Raw genomic sequence first — 19,422 nt, 5'->3', positions numbered from 1 at the left:
GCCCAGTGCGCGATCCGCGAATGCCTCGAAGAGACCGGCATCATCGCCGAGATCACCGGCTTCCTCGGCGTCTACACCAAGGTGTCGGTCCGCCCCGCCCGCGAGGAACGGGATGTCAGCCCGCGAAGGCCGTCGTCCCGGCCGGGGTGCCGAGACCGGTCGGACCGTCGTAACCGGCCTTGCCGGTGCACAGGTAGCTGCCGGAGCAGCTTCCGTTGGAGCCGCTGGTCACGTCGTTGAGCGCCGTGGTGTGGGCGTACGGGAAGGACGTCGGGTACGAGCCGGAGGACGGGTTGCCCGCCAGCGCGTAGACCGAGGCGATGATCGGCGAGGAGACGCTGGTGCCGCCGAAGGTGTACCAGCCGGCCGTGACGCCGTAGGAGTCGTAGACCGCGACACCGGTGGCCGGGTCGGCGACCGCCGAGACATCGGCGATGGTCCGCTTGGAGCAGCCGGTGTCCTTCTGCCAGGACTGCTTGGCGTCGTAGGCCGAGCAGCCGGAGCCGGAGCCGGACCAGACCGTCTCCGTCCAACCGCGGGTCGTGGACGACTTCTTGAGGTTGGTGCCGCCGACCGCGGTCACGTACTTCGAGGCCGCGGGGTACTCGGCGCCGTAGCCGGAGTCACCGGCGCTGACGGTGATCGCGACACCGGGGTGGTTGAAGTACGAGGAGTCGTAACTGGTGTCGGAGGACGACTCGGAACCGCCGTAGCTGTTCGAGACGAACTTCGCGCCCAGGGCGACGGCCTCGTTGACCGACTTGCCGAGGTTGGCCATGGAGGCGGAACTGGCCTCGACCAGGAGGATGTTGCACTTCGGGCAGATGGCGCTGGCCATGTCCAGGTCGAGGGAGATCTCCTCGGCCCAGCCCGAGTCGGCGCTGGGCAGGGACGTGGTGGAGCCGGTCTGGCTCACCTTCTTGAAGCAGCCGCTGGCCACCGTGCAGGCGGGCAGACCGTAGTACGACCGGTAGGCGGCCAGGTCACTGGCGGCGTTGGGGTCGTCGTACGCGTCGACGATCGCGACCGTCTCGCCGCTGCCGTTGGTGGACGCCGCCGAGGTGAGGCCGTAGGCGGCGCGCAGGTCGGTGGGACCGTAGCCCGACGGCGTGGCGGCGGTGGCCGCGTCCGGCGAGACCGTGGTGGTCCGCGCGGCGTGCACGGTGCCGCTGGTGACGCGCAGCGCCTTACAGGCCATGTCGCCCGCCTTGGCGGGCGTGGCACAGGCCCGCGCGGTGTGGACGGGCTGCGCGGCGGCCGGCGTCTGCGCGACGGCGGACGGGGTGAGGGCCAGCGCGGAAGCGGCCAGAGCGGCGACCGCGGTGAGGGGTAGACCGGCGCGACGTATCGCCGGATTCAGGGTGATGCGCAACGAACTGCCTCCTGTGGTGGGTTACCTGGGGGCCTGCGGATGCAGTGGTGCCTGCGGTGCCAGGTGGGGTGACTGAGGCACCGAACCGCCACTATGGGTGACGCGGTCACGTCAATACAGGGACCGGACGAAGTCTCTACCTCCGCTTTGCCTTCGTCAGTTCGCCTTGGGGAAGACGTGGTCGAGAAATGACCGCGCAGGATGCATGGATTCCACTTGCGTGGTTTCGCAACTCCCCTGCGCGGTCCGCCGCTTGGGTCCGCCCTACGACGTCAGGTAGCAGGATTTGGCGACGTTCGGGATCGGGTCACCGCCACCGAAGGCCGCGGTGGTGCAGGGCGTGCCCCCGGTGAACGTCGCGTAGAGGTAGTCGCCCGCCGCCCCGTACGCCACGGTCCTGCGGCCGGTGAAGGCGCAACTGCCGTTCTCCGCCGAGCAGGTCGCCGGAAAGCCGGGCGGGGCGCCCGCGTACGTGGAGCAGCTCTTGGCCACGCCGAAGACCGGGTCGACCCCCATCGTGTCGTTGCCGCAGGTCGTCGGGCCGTTGGAGCGGCCGGTCCAGAACGCGCCCGCGGCGCCGTACGCGACGGGTTGCGATCCGGTGACCGCGCAGACGGACTTCTCGGCCGCGCACTGCGTCCAGTTGCCCGCGGGCGGCCCGTTCGGGGCGGCCCAGCAGCTCTTGGCCGTGTTGTACAACGGGTCGGTGCCGAAGGCGTCGTTGGTGCAGGCGACGCTGCCGGTGACCACCTGGAAGCGGAAGGCGCCGTTCGCGCCGTAGGCGACTTCCCGGGTGCCGCTGACCGCGCAGGTCCCCTTCTCCGCCGCGCACGAGGTGTAGCCCGCGGGGCCGCCGGACGGGGCGAGGTAGCAGGACTTCAGTACGCCGTAGGCCGGGTCGGCGCCGCCGAAGGCGGAGGCCGCGCAGAGCGTCGCGCCGCTGACGGACCGGTAGGCGTACGCGCCCGCGCCGTAGGCCATGACCTGGCTGCCGGACGGGGTGCAGGTGCCGCCCTCGACGGCGCACAGGGTGTAGCCGGTCGGCAGCGTCGTGCCCGCGACCGAGGTGGCGAAGGGCACGGGGGCGCCGAGGCCGGTGGCGGACACCGCGTACGTCCCGGCGGGGACGCCGGTGAGGTAGACGTAACGGCCGTCGCTCGACCCGCCGTTGATGCCCGCGCCCGGGTGGAAGGCGCCGCCGCTCCACACGGTGGCGCCGTTGACGGTGACGGTGGCGTCGGCGGAGCCGTTGGTGGGTACGCCGATCCGGCCGGTGGTCCCCGCCGGGCTCGTCAGCGACTCGGTGAGGGTGCCCGCGGCCGTGTCCCGGTCCCAGGAGCCGGTCACCGTGCCCTGCGGCATGGTGATGGTGCCCTCGGTGTGGGCGAGGTCGCCGGGGTGCGGCACGAAGTCGTAGGCAGCGGTGCCGGTCGGGGACAGGCCCAGCAGGTAGAAGGTGAGGGCGGAGGTCGGTCCGGTCCCCCAGCCGTGCGCCAGGCTCATGTACGTGCCGCCGTAGTCGAAGGACCCGTCGGAGCGGAACCCCTCCCAGAACGTACTTCCCGTGCCCGTGGGGCTGCCCAGCATGTAGCCCCACTCGCGGCGGATCAGGGCCAGCGCGTTGATGTCGTCGTCGGCCGCGAAGTGGGCCTGGACCTCCATCGATCCGGGGAAGGTGCCGATGGCGCCGCCGTCCTTCTCGGGGCTGGCCGCGCCGTGGTCGTTCCACCGGGCGGCGAGCGCATGCGCGATGGCGGTGTCCTTGTCCGCGCTGTCGGTCAGCCCGTACCAGACCGCGAGCGAGTTGCCGTCCTGCGGATAGAGCGTGCTGGTCGGGTTGTCGCGGTAGAGGCCGACCGCGCCGTTCCAGAGACGCTGGTTGACGGCGGACTTCACGGTGGCCGCGCGCTGACGCCAGGCGGTGGCGTCCGCCGTGTCCCCCTCGACGGTCGCGAGCGTCGCGCCGCTGGTGAGGGCCGCGTAGAGCAGCGCGTTGGCCTCGATGTTCTCGCCGCCCTGGCCGCCGCGCGCCCAGTCGTTGGTCCCGGTGACGTTCAGCAGGCCGTTGCCGTCGATCTTCGCGGTGATGAAGGACATGCCGAGCCGGTAGCGGCTCCACACCGAGTCCAGCCACGCCTTGTCGGCGGAGTAGGTGTAGTACGACGCCGACCCGATGAGCGTCCACGTGTGATAGGTGTCGGAGCCGTAGAAGTTGACGGCCGGACCGCCGTACTCCAGCTCACCGGTCGAGGAATTCTGGTGCTGGTAGAGGCTGTTGAGGGCGTTCTTGGTGGACGCGATGTCATGGGTCGAGACGTATTCGGTGGGCGTCGACACACCGAGGTCGCCGGGCCAGACGGCGCGGTCGCGCTTGGCGCCGTCGCTGAGGATGCCCGCTCCCGTGCCGATCACGGCGTTGTTCTCCCACCCGGAGGCGAGCGGCGGATAGGCGCGGCCGGTGTCGGGCGCGATCGTGTCCATCTGGACGGTGTAGGCCCCGGCGTACCAGATCTTGTTCAGCAGCGGGTCGCTCGAATAGAAGTAGTTGGTGTACGCGGCGGGGTCGCTCATCCCGGCCGCGCCGGTGAACGCCAGCGAGACCCCGTTGAGGTCCACCCAGCCGGACGTCCCCATGAAAACCGTCAAGTAGCGGAAGCCGCCGCGCAGTTTGTCGGTCGGCATGGTGTACGTGCCCGCGCCGTCGACGGTCGCGGTCAGCGCGCCGTCGGTGCCGGAACCGGAGTACACGGTGCCGCTGCTCAAGTCGCTGACCGGGCCGACGTACAGCGACGACTCGCTGAAGGCCAGGCCGACCCGCTGCCCGCTGCCGCTCGCCCCGGCGAATCTCAGCGTCACCAGCCCGCCGACCTCCTTGCCGAAGTCGAGGACCAGATACGCGTTCGTCCCGGAGATGCGGGTCGAGGCGCCCGACAGCACGTTCCCCGGTGAGGTGACGGACCCGGACGTGCCCTTGACCGCGACCGGGGCGAGCGTCCTGCTGTGCGGGGCGTAGATGTACGCGTCGCCCGCCGACCGGCCGGCGAGCCCGGTGGGGGCGGCGGCCGGAACCGCGGGGGCCGCGGCAGTACGGGCTTCGGAGCTGCGGGCATCGGCGGACGCGGGCGGCGTGGTCGACAGGCCGACGGCGGCGCACAGGGTCGCGAGGAACAGCGCGACCCTGAAGCGGCGGGAAGCGGATAAGGGCGATCGTCGCCCCGGCGGGTGGGGGAAGGACATGGCTCCGGCCTCCGTGCGAGGTGGGGGGTGACTCAACGGCAGACGCGAGTGAATCGTTTCATTCATGCGGTGCGTGGGGAACATATGAGAGCGCTCTCCCGCGCGTCAAGGGATCGGACAGGGGGGCGGGTGCGGCCGTCGCGTCGGGGGGTGACCGCGAGCGTCACGCCAGGGGCGGGCCGGGCTCGTATCGCGGCGGGCAGGACGGCATGGCGGGGCGGGCTGGCGACGGCCTGGGACCGCCTTGTCGACACGCCGGGACGCGCGGGCAGCGGCCTGAAACCGACTTGTCGGCACGCCGGGACGCGCGGGCAGCGCGTAAGCGGCCCTTCACTCCTCGCTGTCGGCCGGATCCTCGGGGGCCGCGCCGGTGAAGTACGCCATCGCCTCGGGTGCGCCCGGCCGCGGCTCGGTGTCGAAGCACGCCCACGAGCAGAAGGTCGTGGGGTTCCAGTCGCTGGTGCGCCCGCATTCGGCGCAGACCATCACCGGGTCGTCGTCAAGATCAGCCATGCGGTGAGTGTGCCCCGTCGGGCCGGTTCACAACGGGTTTGGAGCTGATATGTGCCGGTCCGCGTACCGCCGCCCGTGGGCGCGGGAGGTGACGTGAGGTTCTGGAGGTGACGTGGGGTTCAGGAGGGGCCCTAAGCCGCCGCTTCGAGGGCGGTGGTCGCGTCTCCGGCCTCGTCGTCCAGCGCCTCGGTGTCCCCGGCTTCGGCGAGCAGGGCGCGGGCGGCGGCCAGCGCGGCGCCGATCTCGCCGGTGCCGGTCGCCACGCACAGTGTGTAGGCGGTGTCACGCAGGAGGTCGCGGATCCGCGGCTCGGAGCGGACCTCGGGGCTCTGGGAATTCAAGTGCTCGTACCGCTCGACCAGTTCACGCAGCGCGGCAGGGTGGGCCGACATCGTCACAGCCTCTCGTGGAAAATTGCTCACCCCGTGTCACGGGGCAAGAGTCGCCTACCCCGTAACAGGCCGTCCACTCCCCTAAATCGTGATTGATCGGGAGCGGGTGACCGACCGTCAGACCGTCAGTAACCGCGGCTGCGGTAGGTGGCGTTGGCGCGATCGAGTCGGGTGGTGCGCAGACGGCGCTCCTCGGCCAACTCCTCGACGGCGTGCCGGAGTGCGCGCAGCACCACCCGCGACGGGCTGCCCGTGGGGACCTCGTCCGGCGGCGGCTCGTCGCCCTTGACCCCGATGAGGGTGGCGAGCGCCCTGAGGACCGGCGCGTCCGACGCCCAGTGCTGGGCCGCCCGGCGCCGACCCGGCGTGTCGGCGAGGACGCGTCGGCTGGTGGGGAGCAGGCCCCAGCGCCGGTGCCGCTCGGGGACCAGCGTGCCGTCCTCTTCAAGCGCGGCGATGTACGCGGTCGGCAGGTCCCGGCCCCGGCGCCACAGCCAGTCCTCGACGCGCTCCCCCGGATTGTCGTCCGCGCCGCTCTCCGCGGCCGGTTCCGCCCGCTTGCCCGTCGGCCTGTCCGCCGCCTCGCCCGCCGCTCTTTCCGTCGCCTTGTCCGTCGCCCTGCCCGGGTCGCGGTCGGCGGCCTCCGCGGAGCGCGTCGCCGTCTCGTACGCCGTCAGCGCCTCCCCCAGCAGCCGGTCCGCGGTGCGCCGCTCGCCCTCCGGCCGGGGTACGGGCACCACGCGGTCGCCGCGCAGCGTCAGCTCCTTCGCCGCGATGAGGTCGATCAGCTCGGCCCCGGCCAGGGCGAGGGAGAGGTCGCCGCGGTCCACGAGGAGGTCGGGCGGCACGTCCATGGCGACGACGATCAGGTCTCGTGGTGTGGTCATCGCGCTGCTCCGCATCGTGGGCGGCGCGGCCGGGCCGCCGGACGGCGGTCGCCGGCCCGGAGGCGGTCCGGCCTGGACCGCTGTGAAGGACGTGCCACAAAACTACCCAACGCGACCGCGACCCGGCGGGTACTCCGGCGGTGGGGCTCTCAAGGACACCCGATAGGGGCGGGGGCCCCGGGTCGGCGTGGCCGCCGCCTCCGCCCCGACTGTCATGTCCGTCCGGGACGTCACCGTTGCCGTGCCCGCTACTTCTGCCCCTTCATCACGTTGCGCACCGTGGCGATCAGCGCGGGCTGGTACGCCCGCAGGTCGGTCTCGGAGGTGCTGTCGCCCTGCTGCCCGTCCACGCTGGTGGCGAGGTAGTTGTAGCCGTTGAGGGTGAGGGTGAACACCGCGCCGCCGTCGAGGACTTTGAGCTGCTGCGACCCCGCGTTGATGGTGAGGAAGTACGCCTTGTCCCCGAGGTCGGGGACGGATTCGGTGGTCGTGACGGGGATGAGGTCGGCGGTGTCGAGATCGCGCTGGTCCTCGAATTCGGCGGCGGGGTCGGTCGCCTTGTGCAGGTCGACGCCGACGACCACCTCGTAACGCGCCGTGCCGCCGCGCAGCGGGATCGGTGACGTGGTCTCGATCGTGCAGCGGATCTGGTCGAGCGCGGGGCCGAGGTGGACCACCGCGGGTGAGACGGTCTGGGTGTCGGTGGCCTTGAGCGCGTCGGTGAGCGGCTTGAGGGTGAGTCCCGCGCACGGGCTGCCGTGCAGGACGTAGCCGTGCATGTCCGGTGCGCCGCTGTGCCGCGGGCCGTACGCGTACAGGCCGCCCGCCCACGCGGCGGACGCGACGAGGGCGCCGCCGAGGCCGACCGCCCACAGGCGCCTGCCGCCCGGGCCGAAGGCGGCCGGTCGGGGGGAGGGGTCCCCGTCGGAGACCATGTCCGCAGGCGTGGGCTCGTCGAGTCCGCCCGTCAGTTCCGGCTCGGATATCACGGCTGCTCCTCGCGGTGCGCCCGGTCGTGCGTCCGGCGGTGCGCGTTGGTGTGGTCCGTCGTGCGCTGCACACGTCGATCGCCTGGTCAGCAGATTGTCGCCGCCGCCCCGCTCGGCGCACCAGTGACCGTACGCCCTGTCGTGCCCCGGCAACGCCCGAATCGTCCAGGCGGCACGGGAGGGACGGGCGGGAAGGGGAGGACGGGGCGCGGCGGGGGCGCGTGTCGGGGTCCGGCGGGGGCCCGGGCGGCAGCACGATGCCCCGGCGCGGGGGCCGGGGCAGGGGGTGTCGGTTCGTACGCGTATGTGGAGGACGTGCGTCCGCACAGGGCGCGGCCGAGGGCCGTGGCGTCGCGTCGCGGGACCCGCGGAACGGACAAGCGAAGGTCCCGCAGCCGGGGGGGGTGGCTGCGGGACCTCTTCTACCTTGGCACACGTGGCGGCTGCACGCACGCCGACGGGCGAATGACCGCCGCCATTCGTGGCGGCACCGGCCGGGCGTCAGCCCGCTGGCACCGCCTGCGGGCCGTCAGCGTCAGCCCGCTGGCACCGCCTGTGGGCCGTCAGGCGTCGGTCGCGGCGACCGTGGGCTTGTGCCTGCGGAGCAGCGCGGAGCCCGCCAGGGCCGCCGCCACCGCGGCGCAGGCCAGCACCGTTGTGGTGGACCCGGCGAAGGACCGGCCGAGGCTGTCCCTGAGCAGGTGCACGGGCCCGAAGCCGGCGGCGAGCGAGTGCAGCACCAGTGTGCCCACAGCCGCGGTCGCGCTGGCCGCCCACGTCCAGACCGTGTCCTGCACGGTCAGCATGACCGCCAGGACCAGGCAGAGGACGGTGATGGCCAGGGACACACCCGCCGCGAGGTCGCCGGCGCGCAGGCCCGCGATGTCGGTGGGCAGGTGGATCGCGGCGACCGCGAGGAGCGCGACGGCGGCGGGCCAGCGCAGGACGGAGGCCAGGGCGGGCGCCGCGCGGCGGGTCCGCGCGGGGCCCGAGCCGGGGCGGCGCCCGGCGAGGCGGCCCGCGCCGCCGCCCGTGGCGGGCGGCTCGTCGGTGCCTTGCCCCTCCCCCTCGGGTCGCTGTTCCGGCCAGGCGTGCCCTGACGTGTCGGGGCCGGTCGGCTCCGGGCCGCGGATCGGCGAGCCGTCGCTCTCCGGGCCGAAGATGGTGACCAGGTGGGCGACGTCCTCGATGGGACGGCCCATGGCCGCCGCGCGCAGGGTCGTACCGGCCTCGCCGTCCGCGTGCGGCGGTTCGTTGAGCAGGACGACCAACTGCCGTACCTCGTCGACCGGTCGGGACACGGCGGCCAGCCGCAGTGCCTCGTCGGCCGGACTCGGCGACTCGCCGTTCTGCTTGAGGAGGTTGACCAGACTGGCCACTTCGGCCAGCGGGCGGGTGGTCGCCGCGGTGCGGAGCAGGGTGTGCCTGGGCTCGTCGCGCGTGGCTATGGGGGATCGCTCGTCGGGGGATGAGCTGGGATCAGATGACATGGTGCGTATTCCTTTGCCGAACTACCAGGGGTGAGACTTCCCCGGCGGTCGCTGTGCGTCACGAGAGACACACGCTTAGTACCATGACATCCGATATGTCCATATTGCGCCATTCGAGACCGTTCCGGAGCCCGCAGCGGCCGACTCCCAGCACACTGTTTTCCCAGCTCAGTGGCGGTGCGAACGGTTTCCGCCGGACTCCCGCTACGGCTTCCAGTACGGAGCGAGCGTGCACTGCATGTAGTGCGTCCGCGCCCAGCGCTGCCACACCCGCGCGTGGACGGTGCCGGGTCCCGCCGCGTACTTGCCGCATTCGGGGCAGTCGGGCAGGGGTTCCGGCTCGGCGTCGTGGTCGTCGAGCTGGTGTGTGGCCCAACCGTAAAGATACGCACCGGGGTTGACGGTCGACGGATCCCTGAACCGGGCCTCCAGCTCCGCGCACCGCACGCACTCTTCTTGCTCAACACCCGTCAGCCGACTCACGTGTTCGAGACTACGTTCCGCACCGCGGCTCGCGCACGTTTTCCAGGTCGGTGTCCCCTGACCGCGTCCGGCGTGCGAATCCGCGAGCGCGGCGCGACGGCGCCGGTCGGCGGCGAGCGCCCTTGCCGGACCCGGCCGCCGCCGCTTCCCGTTCCGCACCGCCCGCGGGCAGGTGTTCCCGTCACCATGGAGCGCGCACCCCTGCGAGCCGCCCCGACGGGCAGGCTCGTGCGCCAGTGCCGGCCGAGGAGGACCCGATTCCCCGCCGAGCCGCCCACCTGCTCGGTGTTCCCACCCCCCGGTCATCCGCCCGCCGCCGCGCCGTCGTTGTGTGAGCGCGGCAGCGCGGCCGGGGCGCGGGCGAGCCCGAACTCGCCTACCGCATGCTGCTGGAGCGCGACTGCCCGTCCTGGCCGTATCCGGTCACCATGGGCGCCACGACGGTGTGGGAGCGCTGGGACTCCGTGCCGCCGGACGGCTCGGTCAATCCGGGCGGGGGGACGTCGTTCAACCACTACGCGCTCGGCGCCGTCGCCGACTGGCTGCACCGCACGGTCGCCGGGCTCGGCGCCGTCGCCTCCGGCCGGCGGCACATCCGCGTCGCGCCCGTGCCCGGCGCCGGTCTCACCCGGGCCCGCGCCGCGCACGAGACGCCGTACGGCAGGGCGGAGGCCGGCTGGCGGACCGAGGGCGGCACCCTCTCCGTCACGGCCGTGGTCCCGCCGAACACCCGCGCCGAGGTGCGCCTCCCCGCGGCCGGGCGCCCTTCGGCGTGGGCTCGGGACGCCATGCGTTCTCGCTCCCGTCCTCCCCCGCGCCCCGGCCATGACCGCGTCCGGCCCTAGGGGGGAGAGATCTCTCCCTGGGCCCGTCCGCGCGTGGGTGCCACGCTGAAAGAGACCTGATCAGCAGGTCTGCGAATGCACCCTTCCAGGCAGAGAGCGAGACGTACCCCCATGCGGGCAACGTTCATGTACAAGGCCGGGGACGTGCGCGTGCAGGACGCGCCGGACCCGACGATCGAGCAGCCCACCGACGCGGTCGTACGCGTCGTCCGTTCCTGTGTGTGCGGCAGTGACCTGCACCCCTTCCACAGCATGTCCGCCACGGACGGCCCGGTCCCCATGGGGCACGAGTTCCTGGGCGTCGTCGAGGACCTGGGCGCCGAGGTCTCGGGGCTGAGCGTGGGCGACCTGGTGGTCTCCCCGTTCGCCTTCGCCGACAACACCTGCGAATTCTGCCGCGCGGGCCTGCACACCTCGTGCCCGCACGGCGGCTTCTTCGCGGCGGGCGGCGTCGGCGGCGCCCAGGCCGAGGCGGTCCGCGTCCCGCAGGCCCAGGGCACCCTGGTGAAGCTGCCCACCGGAGTCGACACCGCGCTGCTTCCGTCGCTGCTGACGCTGGCCGACGTGTACGGCACCGGCCATCACGCCGCCAAGCAGGCGCGGGTACGTCCCGGCGACAGCGTCACCGTCATCGGTGACGGGGCCGTGGGCCTGCTCGCGGTGCTGTCCGCCAGGCGGCTCGGCGCCGAGCGCGTCATCCTCATGGGCCGCCACAAGGTCCGCACCGACCTGGGCCGTGAATTCGGCGCCACCGACGTCGTCGCCGAGCGCGGCGAGGAAGGGATCGCCAAGGTCCGCGAACTGACCGGCGGACACGGCACCCGCGCCGTCCTGGAGGCGGTCGGCCACATGCCCGCGTACGAGACGGCCGTCGGGGTCGTCCGCCCCGGCGGAGTGATCAGCCGGGTCGGCGTCCCGCAGTACGCGAACGCGCCGGTCGGTTTCGGCAGCCTCTTCGGCCCCAATGTCACCCTGACCGGTGGCCCGGCTCCCGTGCGCGCCTACATCGAGGAGCTGCTGCCCGGGGTGCTGGACGGCACGGTCGACCCCGGCCGGGTCTTCGACCAGACCGTGTCGCTGGAGGACGTACCCGAGGGGTACCGGGCCATGGACGAGCGCACCGCGCTCAAAACGCTCGTCATTCCGTAGCCGCTCCCCCGCGGGACCGATGCGGTGAGGGACGGAGGGAGGCCGTGTCACGGCCTCCCTCTTCGCGTGCTCCGGGTACTCCATGGACCCATGGAGTACCCCAACCTGGGAAGCTCAGGACTCAAGATCAGCCGTATCACCCTGGGGTGCATGAGCTTCGGGCGGTCGGGCACCGGCCGCGGCTGGGCGTTGGACGGCCCCGAGGCCGCACCGCTCTTTCCTGCGCGCCCGTCGTACCCAGACCAGCCCGCGGTCCGCCGGCCTCACCCCCGGTCCGGGGGTCCGCCGCACGCCCGGCCTGCGCCGCGAGGAACTGGCCACGCTCTCCGGGGTCAGCATCGACTACTACACCCGGCCGCCCGCGAGGTCTTCCCCGACTGGGCGGGCCAGGTCCGCGGCTGTGTCGCAAGGCCGCCACCAAGACCTTCCAGCACCCCCGGGTCGGCAGGACAACCCTCGCGTTCCAGGGCATGGCCCTCGAAGGCACCGCGGGCCAGCGCATGGGCATCTACACCGCCGCCCCCGGCACCCCCGGCACCCCCGGCAACGACGCGATGCTCCTGCTCGACATGACCGCCCCCCGTACCGCGCCGACGCCGTCGCGGCAGGAGCGCTGAGCGACCGTACGGCCCTGCCCGGCACACGCGCGGCGGTACGGCGCCCGCGCGGCTCGCCGCCGGATGCGGTCCTGGCCGGGACATCCCGGTCACCGTGGTGGCCGTCGCCTACGGCGCGTCAGATCAGCTCCCTGTGACGGGAGTGGTACCTGTTGACGGACGGTCGGGTGGGGAGTTCACTCTGCGAGCGGTTTGCCTACGGTTCCGGTCCTCGACAGGAAAGAGATCCGTGTCCACACGTCTCTTCGCCCCGCGTGCCGTCAGCGGCCGATCCTTACGCGTCAGGGCGTTCCTCACCGTCCTGGCGACCCTCCTGGCCCTCGTCACGGGCGCCGTCGTGGCAGGACCCGCCGCGTCCGCCGGGACGAGCGGGTCGAACAGGTCGAGCGGGCCGAGCGGGCCGAGCGGGCCGAGCGGGCCGAGCGGGCCGAGCGGGCCGAGCGGGCCGAGCGGGCCGAGGGAGCTTCCCGCCGGGAATGACGCGACGACGGGGAAGGCCCGCACGGCGACCCTCGCCGCGCCCTCCGCCGTCGACACCTTGGTCGCCGAAGCCGCCGTCACGCGCCTGCTCGGCCCCGATCACGCGCGCCAGATCGACCTGCGGGGCATCGCCGCCGGATCGGGCCAGGACCGCTATCTGATCGAGGCGGCGGGCGGGCGGGTGCGGATCAGCGGCACCACACCCGGCACGCTCCTCGCGGGACTCGGCCAGTACCTGCGCGTCGTCGCCCACGCCGACATCTCGCTCAACGGGGAGCAACTGCGGCTGCCCGACCGGCTGCCCCTGCCGTCCTCCCCCATCGGCCGGTCCGCGAACGTCGCCCACCGTTTCGCCCTCAACGACACCGACGAGGGGTACGCGGGCGCGTATCCGACCTGGCAGCAGTGGCAGCGGCGGATCGACGTGCTGGCGCTCGACGGCATCAACGAGATGCTGGTCTACGAGGGGCAGGAGGCCGTCTACGACAAGACCTTCCAGCACTTCGGCTACTCCGACGCCGAGATGCGCGCCTGGATCCCGCAGCCCGGCCACCAGCCGTGGTGGCTGCTCCAGAACATGTGCTGCGAGAACGGCCCGATCAGCGCGCAACTCCTCGACCAGCGGGTGACGCTCGGCCGCCGGATGACCGGCTATCTGCGGCAGCTCGGCCTCACTCCGGTGCTGCCCGGCTACTTCGGCACCGTCCCGCCGGGCTTCGCCGCGAAGAACGCGGGAGCCCATGTGATCGCGCAGGGAACCTGGAACGGCTTTCCCCGGTCCGACTGGCTGGACCCGACGACGGCGCTGTTCGGCCAGGTCGCCGACACGTTCTACGGCGAGCAGAGCAAGCTGTTCGGCGACAGCTCGATGTACAAGATGGACCTGCTGCACGAGGGCGGCCAGGCGGGCGACGTCAACGTCGGCGACGCCTCCCGGGCCGTACAGAACGCCCTCGACCGGGCCCACCCCGGAGCGATCTGGGCCATCCTCGGCTGGGAGAGCAACCCGCGCGAGGAGACCCTCCGGGCCGTCGACACCTCCCGCATGCTCGTCCTCGACGGCAACTCCGACACCACGGGCGCGACCGACCGCGACCAGGACTACCTCGGGACCCCGTACGCCTTCGGCACGATCTGGAACTTCGGCGGCAACACCAACATGGGCGCGAGCATGGCGCTGTGGAACACGAAGTTCCATGCGTGGCTCGCCAAGCCCGGCACGGCCCTGAGCGGTATCGCGTTGATGCCGGAGGCGATCGACAACAATCCGGTGGCCGTGGAGTTCTTCGCCGATCTGGCGTGGGAGTCGTCGGCGGTCGACATGGACACCTGGATGGCCGCGTACGCCACGGCGCGCTACGGGGCCGCCGACCCGCACGCGGTGGCGGCCTGGCAGATCCTGGGCCGTACGGCGTACGCGTGGCCGGGCGACACCGGGACCAGGCACACCAGCAGCATCTTCTCGATCCAGCCCGGTCTGTCCGCGACGGCCGGTTCGGTCCCGTACGACCCGAAGGACGTCCAGCGGGCGTTCGGCGAACTCCTCCAGGTGGGACAGCCGTCGCGCGGCAGCACCGCGTACACGTACGACCTCGTGGACCTCGGCCGTCAGGTGCTGTCCAACGACACCCGGACCCTGCTGCCGCGCATCCGCCAGGCGTACACCGCCCGCGACACCGCCGCCTTCGACGCGCTCAGCGGGCAGTGGATGACCAAGCTGAATCTGCTGGACACGCTCCTGGGCGCCGACGGCACGTCGCTGTTCGGCGTCTGGCAGAAGGAGGCCGCCGCGCAGGCGCCGACTCCCGCGGAGGCCAGGCGCCTCGAGTACGACCTGCGCACGCTGGTCAGCGACTGGACGGAGACCCATCCGATCCAGGACTACGCGGGGCGCGAGTGGAACGGCCTGGTCGGGGACTACTACGGGGCGCGCTGGCGGACGTTCTTCGACTCGCTCCGCACCGCGCTCAGCACCGGCGGTCCGCCGCGGGCCGTCGACTGGCGCGCGGTCGCCTCGACATGGGTCCACAAGGTGGCGCGCTATCGGAGCACGCCCACCGACGACGCCTATCAGCAGGCGCGGAAGGTCGCCGCGTACCCGGCGGGGCACGTGGACCTGGCCGCGGACCCGAAGGCCGGGCCGCCCGGCGCGACCGTACGGCTGACCGCGGTCTTCACCAACGACAACGCCCTGTGGCCCACCGGCGCCGCGAGCTTCGCGCTGACCGCGCCGGGCGGCTACACCGTCCGCCCGGTCGGCGGTGCCACGCCGTCGGTGCCCGCGGGCGGGACGGCCACCGCCGCCTGGGACGTGACGATTCCGAGCGGCGCCGCACCCGCCGGCCTGGCGCGTCTGACGGCGACCGTGCGCTGGTCGTCGGGCGGAGCCGACGACGCGGTGTCGGCGACCGCGGCCGACACGACCGACGTCCTGGTGTCAGGACCGGTGGCCGAGCCGTATCGCACGGCGTCCTCCGCTTCCCCCGCGTCGATCGCCTTCGCCCAGCACGGCGACGTCTTCGGCATGGCAGGGGGCGGCGCGGACATCGGCGCGTCCACCGACCAGTACGGCGCCGTCTACCGCCCGCGGTGGCTGACCTCCGGGCAGGCCGTCGGCACGGAGGTGCTGGAGCAGGACGACAGCGGCCCCTGGGCGCGCGCCGGACTCGTCGTGCGCGCGGACCTCGCGCGGCCGGGAAGCCCCGGTTACGCCGATCTGGCCGTCACGCCGGAGCACGGCTGCGTGTTCATGTGGGACGCCGACGGCAACGGAACCCTTGAGCACTCCGCGTCGAGCGGCGGATTCACCGGTCCTGTCCACCTGCGGATCAGCCGCGACGGCGACACCTTCACCGGCTGGTGCAGCCAGGACGGCACCGACTGGACCCGGGTGGGATCGGCGTCGCTGCCCGGCGCCGCGCCCGCCGAGGACGCCGGTCTGCTCTTCTCCGCGGTCAACGCGTCCACCCACCGCCAGGGCGCCGCGCGGTTCGACGGGCTGACGTTGGCACCGTTCACCGCGCGGGACACCTCGGGCGACACCGTACTGAGCCTCGGCAGGCCGACGACAGCCCTGTCCTACGAGGCGGGCAGCCCGCCCTCCGCGGCGGTCGACGGCGACCGCACCAACAAGACGTACTGGGCGAGCGCGATGGCCGGCGGCGACACCTGGTGGCAGGTCGACCTCGGCGCGGCCCACGACCTGTCGGCGGTCAACGTCCGCAATTACGTGGACGGCAAGCGCGCCTACACCTATACGTTGACCGGCAGTCTCGACGGCGTCCACTGGTTCGCCCTCGGCGGCAAGAACACCGCAGCGGTCGCCACGGACGCCGGGGACACGTTCTCTCTCACGGCCGTGGCGCGCTACATCCGTGTCGACGGCCTCAGCAACACCGCCAATACCTCCTTCCACCTCACCGAGGTCAGCGTCACGGGCGCGGCCTGACGCCCACGGGGTGCGGCGGGGTGCGGCGGGGTGCGGCCGTGCGCGAGGGTGGGGCGCAACGGCAGGGCGGGACGACTGATGTGACGGCAAGGTGGTGGCGGACGTGCGGGCTGTGGTGTTCGAGGAATTCGGGCGGGTGCCGGAGGTTCGGGAGGTGGCCGATCCGGGATGTCCGCCCGACGGGGTGGTCGTACGGGTGGAGGCGACCGGGCTGTGCCGCAGCGACTGGCACGGGTGGCTCGGGCATGACGACGGGATCACGCTGCCGCATGTGCCGGGTCATGAATTCGCGGGCCGGATCGAGGAGGTGGGTCCCGGGGTCAGCCGGTGGCGGGTCGGCGACCGGGTGACCGTGCCGTTCGTCTGCGCCTGCGGGAGCTGCGCCGCCTGCGCCCGCGGCGACCAGCAGGTGTGCGAGCGGCAGGAGCAGCCGGGCTTCACCTACTGGGGCTCCTTCGCGGAGCACGTCGCCGTCCCGCACGCGGACGTCAACCTGGTGGGGCTGCCCGACGCCATGCCGTACGCGACCGCCGCGTCGCTCGGCTGCCGCTTCGCCACCGCGTACCGCGCGGTGGTCGCGCAAGGCCGTACGCGGCCGGGCGAGTGGGTGGCGGTGATCGGCTGCGGCGGGGTCGGCCTGTCGGCGGTGATGATCGCGGTGGCCTGCGGGGCACGCGTGGTGGCGGTGGACACCTCGGCCCAAGCCCTCGGCCTGGCAAGGAAGTTCGGCGCCTCGGTGGGGGTCGACGCCTCGCGGGCCGATGTCGACACGGCGGAGGCGGTCCGCGCGGCGACCGACGGCGGGGCGCATGTCTCGGTCGACGCGCTCGGCTCCCCCGCCACCTGTGCGGCCTCCGTGGCGGGGCTGCGGCGGCGGGGCAGGCATGTGCAGGTCGGGCTGCTGCCGTCGGGCGGTGTCGCCGTCCCCATGGACCGGGTGCTCGCGCTCGAACTGGAGATTCTGGGCAGCCACGGCATGGCCGCGCACGCGTATCCGGAGATGATGCGGCTGGTCGCGGCCGGGACGCTCCGCCCCGATCTGCTGGTCGGCTCGGTCATCGGCCTGGACGCGGCGCCGGGCGCGCTGGCCGCCCTCAGCGACGGGTCGGCCGGCGGCGTCACCGTGATCACGCCGCAGAAGAAGTGAGCGCGGGCGTGGTGGGCCCGGGCCCGGCGGTCAAGGGCACGACGTTGTAGGCGCGGGCTCGACGTTATGGGCGCGGGCGCGGTGTTGCGGGCGCGGGCGCGGTGTCACCCGTACGGACGCGGCGTGCGTCGGCGCCGTCGTGCCGCGGAGCGGTTAGCTTCGGCGAATGCAGAAATGGTCCGGACTTCCGTATCCCCTGGGCGCGACCTATGACGGCTCAGGCACCAATTTCGCCCTCTTCTCGGAAGTGGCGGAGAAAGTCGATCTGGCCGTCATCGACGCGCGCGGGCGTGAACAACGCACCCCGCTGGCGTCGGTGGACGGATCGGTCTGGCACGCGTATCTGCCGGGCGTCGGTCCCGGCCAGGCGTACGGATATCGCGTGCACGGCCCGTACCGGCCGGACAGCGGGCACCGGTGCAATCCGGCGAAGCTGCTGGTGGACCCGTACGCGAAGGCCATCGACGGCCAGCCCGACAGCCACCGGTCGCTGCTCGGTTACCGCGACGACGGCTCGGACGAGCCCGACACCGCCGACAGCCTCGGCCACACCATGCTCTCGGTGGTCGCCGACCCGGCGTTCGACTGGGGCGAGGACCATCTGCCGAAGCGGCCGTACCACGAGTCGGTGCTGTACGAGGCGCACGTCAAGGGCCTGACGGTACGTCACCCGGCGCTGCCGGAGAAGCTGCGCGGCACCTACGCGGGAATGGCGCATCCGGCGATCGTGGAGCACCTGACCGAACTGGGCGTCACCGCCGTCGAATTGATGCCGGTGCACCAATTCGTGCAGGACGGCCATCTGCGCGACCGTGGCCTGTCGAACTACTGGGGCTACAACACCATCGGTTTCTTCGCGCCGCACAACGCGTACTCCTCCAGTGGCACGCGCGGTCAACAGGTCACCGAATTCAAGGAGATGGTCAAGGCACTGCACCAGGCGGGCATCGAGGTGATCCTCGACGTGGTGTACAACCACACCGCGGAGGGCAGCGAGCTCGGCCCGACGCTCTCCTTCCGCGGTATCGACAACGCCTCGTACTACCGGCTGGTGGACGACGATCCTCGGCACTGCTTCGACACGACGGGCACCGGCAACAGCCTGCTGATGCGGCACCCCAACGTGCTGCAACTCATCATGGACTCGCTGCGCTACTGGGTGACCGAGATGCATGTCGACGGTTTCCGGTTCGACCTGGCGTCCGCGCTGGCCCGGCAGTTCCACGAGGTGGACCGACTGTCCGCCTTCTTCGACCTGGTGCAGCAGGACCCGGTGATCAGCCGCGTCAAGCTCATCGCCGAGCCCTGGGACGTCGGCGACGGCGGGTACCAGGTGGGCAACTTTCCCGCCCTGTGGAGTGAGTGGAACGGCAAGTACCGTGACTCGGTACGGGACTTCTGGCGTGGCGCCCCTTCCACCCTGCCGGAGTTCGCCTCCCGGCTGACCGGCTCCTCCGACCTGTACGAGGGCAGCCGCCGTCGCCCGCGCGCCAGCGTCAACTTCGTCACCGCCCACGACGGTTTCACCCTTCGCGACCTGGTCTCGTACAACGACAAGCACAATGAGGCCAACGGCGAGAACGGCAACGACGGGGACAGCAACAACCGTTCGTGGAACTGCGGCGCCGAGGGCCGGACGGAGGACAAGGAGATCCTGGCCCTGCGGGCCCGGCAGCAGCGCAATTTCCTCGCCACGCTCTTCGTGTCCCAGGGCGTGCCGATGCTGGCCCACGGCGACGAGTTGGGCCGCACCCAACTCGGCAACAACAACGTCTACTGCCAGGACAACGAAACCGCCTGGGTGGACTGGGACCTGGACGAGCCCCGGCGCAATCTGCTGGCGTTCACCCAGCGCGTCATCGCCCTGCGCTCCCGGCATCCGGTGCTGCGCCGACGGCGCTTCTTCCGCGGCGGGGACGGCAAGGGCACGCCGGATCTGGTCTGGTTCCGCCCGGACGGCCGCGAGATGGAGGAGGCCAACTGGCTGCGTGAGGACGCGCACGCGGTGGGCGCCTTCCTCAACGGCGACAGCATCCCCGAGCCCGGCCCGCACGGCGAGCGCGTCACCGACGACTCCTTCCTCGTCCTGGTCAACAGCCATGACGAGCAAGTGGACTTCACCGTCCCGGCCGGTGCCTTCGGCGACGGCTGGCAGATCGTCGTGGACACCGCCGTCGAGTCCGACACGGGCGGCCCGGACGGACCGAGCATCCCGGCCAACGCGGTGGTGCCGGTGCACGCGCGGTCGATGACCGTCCTGATCCGTCCGCGCACCGACTGAACCGACTGAGCGGAGAGCCGAACGCCCGGCCCGGTGAACTGACGGCCGGCCGGGCGGACTGACGGCCGGGTGGACTGACAGCCGCGTGAACT

At 72.3% G+C, this 19,422-nt stretch carries 13 protein-coding genes and 2 pseudogenes; 7 read left to right on the top strand and 8 right to left on the bottom strand.

Annotated elements, in window-relative coordinates; all coding sequences use genetic code 11:
• Positions 1-96, top strand: a pseudogene (locus ABZX65_RS34005) (NUDIX domain-containing protein); the annotation flags it as partial.
• Between the two features lie 19 nt (positions 97-115).
• On the opposite strand, the gene ABZX65_RS34000 reads toward ABZX65_RS34005, so the two are convergent.
• From ABZX65_RS34000 to ABZX65_RS33965, 8 genes are all read right to left on the bottom strand, one after another.
• Entirely contained in the window at positions 116-1,198 is a 1,083-nt protein-coding gene (locus ABZX65_RS34000; protein ID WP_355349120.1) for a peptidase S8, read from the bottom strand.
• A 438-nt stretch (positions 1,199-1,636) separates the two neighbouring features.
• Entirely contained in the window at positions 1,637-4,609 is a 2,973-nt protein-coding gene (locus tag ABZX65_RS33995; RefSeq protein WP_355349111.1) for a trehalase family glycosidase, read from the bottom strand.
• Positions 4,610-4,939: 330 nt separating this feature from the next.
• Positions 4,940-5,122, bottom strand: coding sequence for a hypothetical protein (locus ABZX65_RS33990; RefSeq protein WP_355349108.1), 183 nt, complete (start codon positions 5,120-5,122; stop codon positions 4,940-4,942).
• A gap of 131 nt (positions 5,123-5,253) precedes the next feature.
• Entirely contained in the window at positions 5,254-5,514 is a 261-nt protein-coding gene (locus tag ABZX65_RS33985; protein ID WP_355349105.1) for a DUF5133 domain-containing protein, read from the bottom strand.
• Positions 5,515-5,639: 125 nt separating this feature from the next.
• Positions 5,640-6,401 (bottom strand): GPP34 family phosphoprotein, encoded by a 762-nt coding sequence (locus ABZX65_RS33980; protein WP_355349102.1) that lies wholly within the window; start codon positions 6,399-6,401, stop codon positions 5,640-5,642.
• A gap of 248 nt (positions 6,402-6,649) precedes the next feature.
• Positions 6,650-7,390, bottom strand: coding sequence for a hypothetical protein (locus ABZX65_RS33975; RefSeq protein WP_355349099.1), 741 nt, complete (start codon positions 7,388-7,390; stop codon positions 6,650-6,652).
• A 563-nt stretch (positions 7,391-7,953) separates the two neighbouring features.
• Positions 7,954-8,880 carry a hypothetical protein gene (locus tag ABZX65_RS33970; protein ID WP_355349096.1) on the bottom strand — a complete coding sequence of 309 codons (927 nt, stop codon included), beginning with the start codon at positions 8,878-8,880 and terminating at the stop codon, positions 7,954-7,956.
• A 204-nt stretch (positions 8,881-9,084) separates the two neighbouring features.
• A complete protein-coding gene (locus ABZX65_RS33965) occupies positions 9,085-9,363 on the bottom strand; it encodes a hypothetical protein (RefSeq protein ID WP_355349093.1) in 279 nt (92 codons plus the stop codon).
• Positions 9,364-9,746: 383 nt separating this feature from the next.
• On the opposite strand from ABZX65_RS33965, the gene ABZX65_RS33960 reads away from it, so the two are divergent.
• The 6 genes and pseudogenes from ABZX65_RS33960 (at position 9,747) to glgX (ending at position 19,330) form a co-directional block, all read left to right on the top strand.
• Entirely contained in the window at positions 9,747-10,208 is a 462-nt protein-coding gene (locus tag ABZX65_RS33960) for an alpha-L-rhamnosidase C-terminal domain-containing protein (protein WP_355349090.1), read from the top strand.
• Positions 10,209-10,319: 111 nt separating this feature from the next.
• Positions 10,320-11,357 carry an alcohol dehydrogenase catalytic domain-containing protein gene (locus ABZX65_RS33955; RefSeq protein WP_355349087.1) on the top strand — a complete coding sequence of 346 codons (1,038 nt, stop codon included), beginning with the start codon at positions 10,320-10,322 and terminating at the stop codon, positions 11,355-11,357.
• A 220-nt stretch (positions 11,358-11,577) separates the two neighbouring features.
• Positions 11,578-11,974: pseudogene (locus ABZX65_RS33950) on the top strand (hypothetical protein).
• A 229-nt stretch (positions 11,975-12,203) separates the two neighbouring features.
• Positions 12,204-15,902 (top strand): alpha-N-acetylglucosaminidase TIM-barrel domain-containing protein, encoded by a 3,699-nt coding sequence (locus tag ABZX65_RS33945; protein ID WP_355349084.1) that lies wholly within the window; start codon positions 12,204-12,206, stop codon positions 15,900-15,902.
• Between the two features lie 103 nt (positions 15,903-16,005).
• The gene (locus ABZX65_RS33940) at positions 16,006-17,049 is read left to right on the top strand and encodes a zinc-dependent alcohol dehydrogenase family protein (RefSeq protein WP_355349081.1); all 1,044 of its coding nucleotides are present in this window, start codon (positions 16,006-16,008) and stop codon (positions 17,047-17,049) included.
• A 166-nt stretch (positions 17,050-17,215) separates the two neighbouring features.
• The gene (gene glgX, locus ABZX65_RS33935) at positions 17,216-19,330 is read left to right on the top strand and encodes a glycogen debranching protein GlgX (protein ID WP_355349078.1); all 2,115 of its coding nucleotides are present in this window, start codon (positions 17,216-17,218) and stop codon (positions 19,328-19,330) included.
• Positions 19,331-19,422 lie beyond the last annotated feature (92 nt).

Origin of the sequence: Streptomyces sp. NPDC003300, from assembly GCF_040610915.1 — a bacterium.
Classification (GTDB): Bacteria; Actinomycetota; Actinomycetes; order Streptomycetales; family Streptomycetaceae; genus Actinacidiphila.
This window is presented reverse-complemented; position numbering and strand designations above follow the sequence as displayed.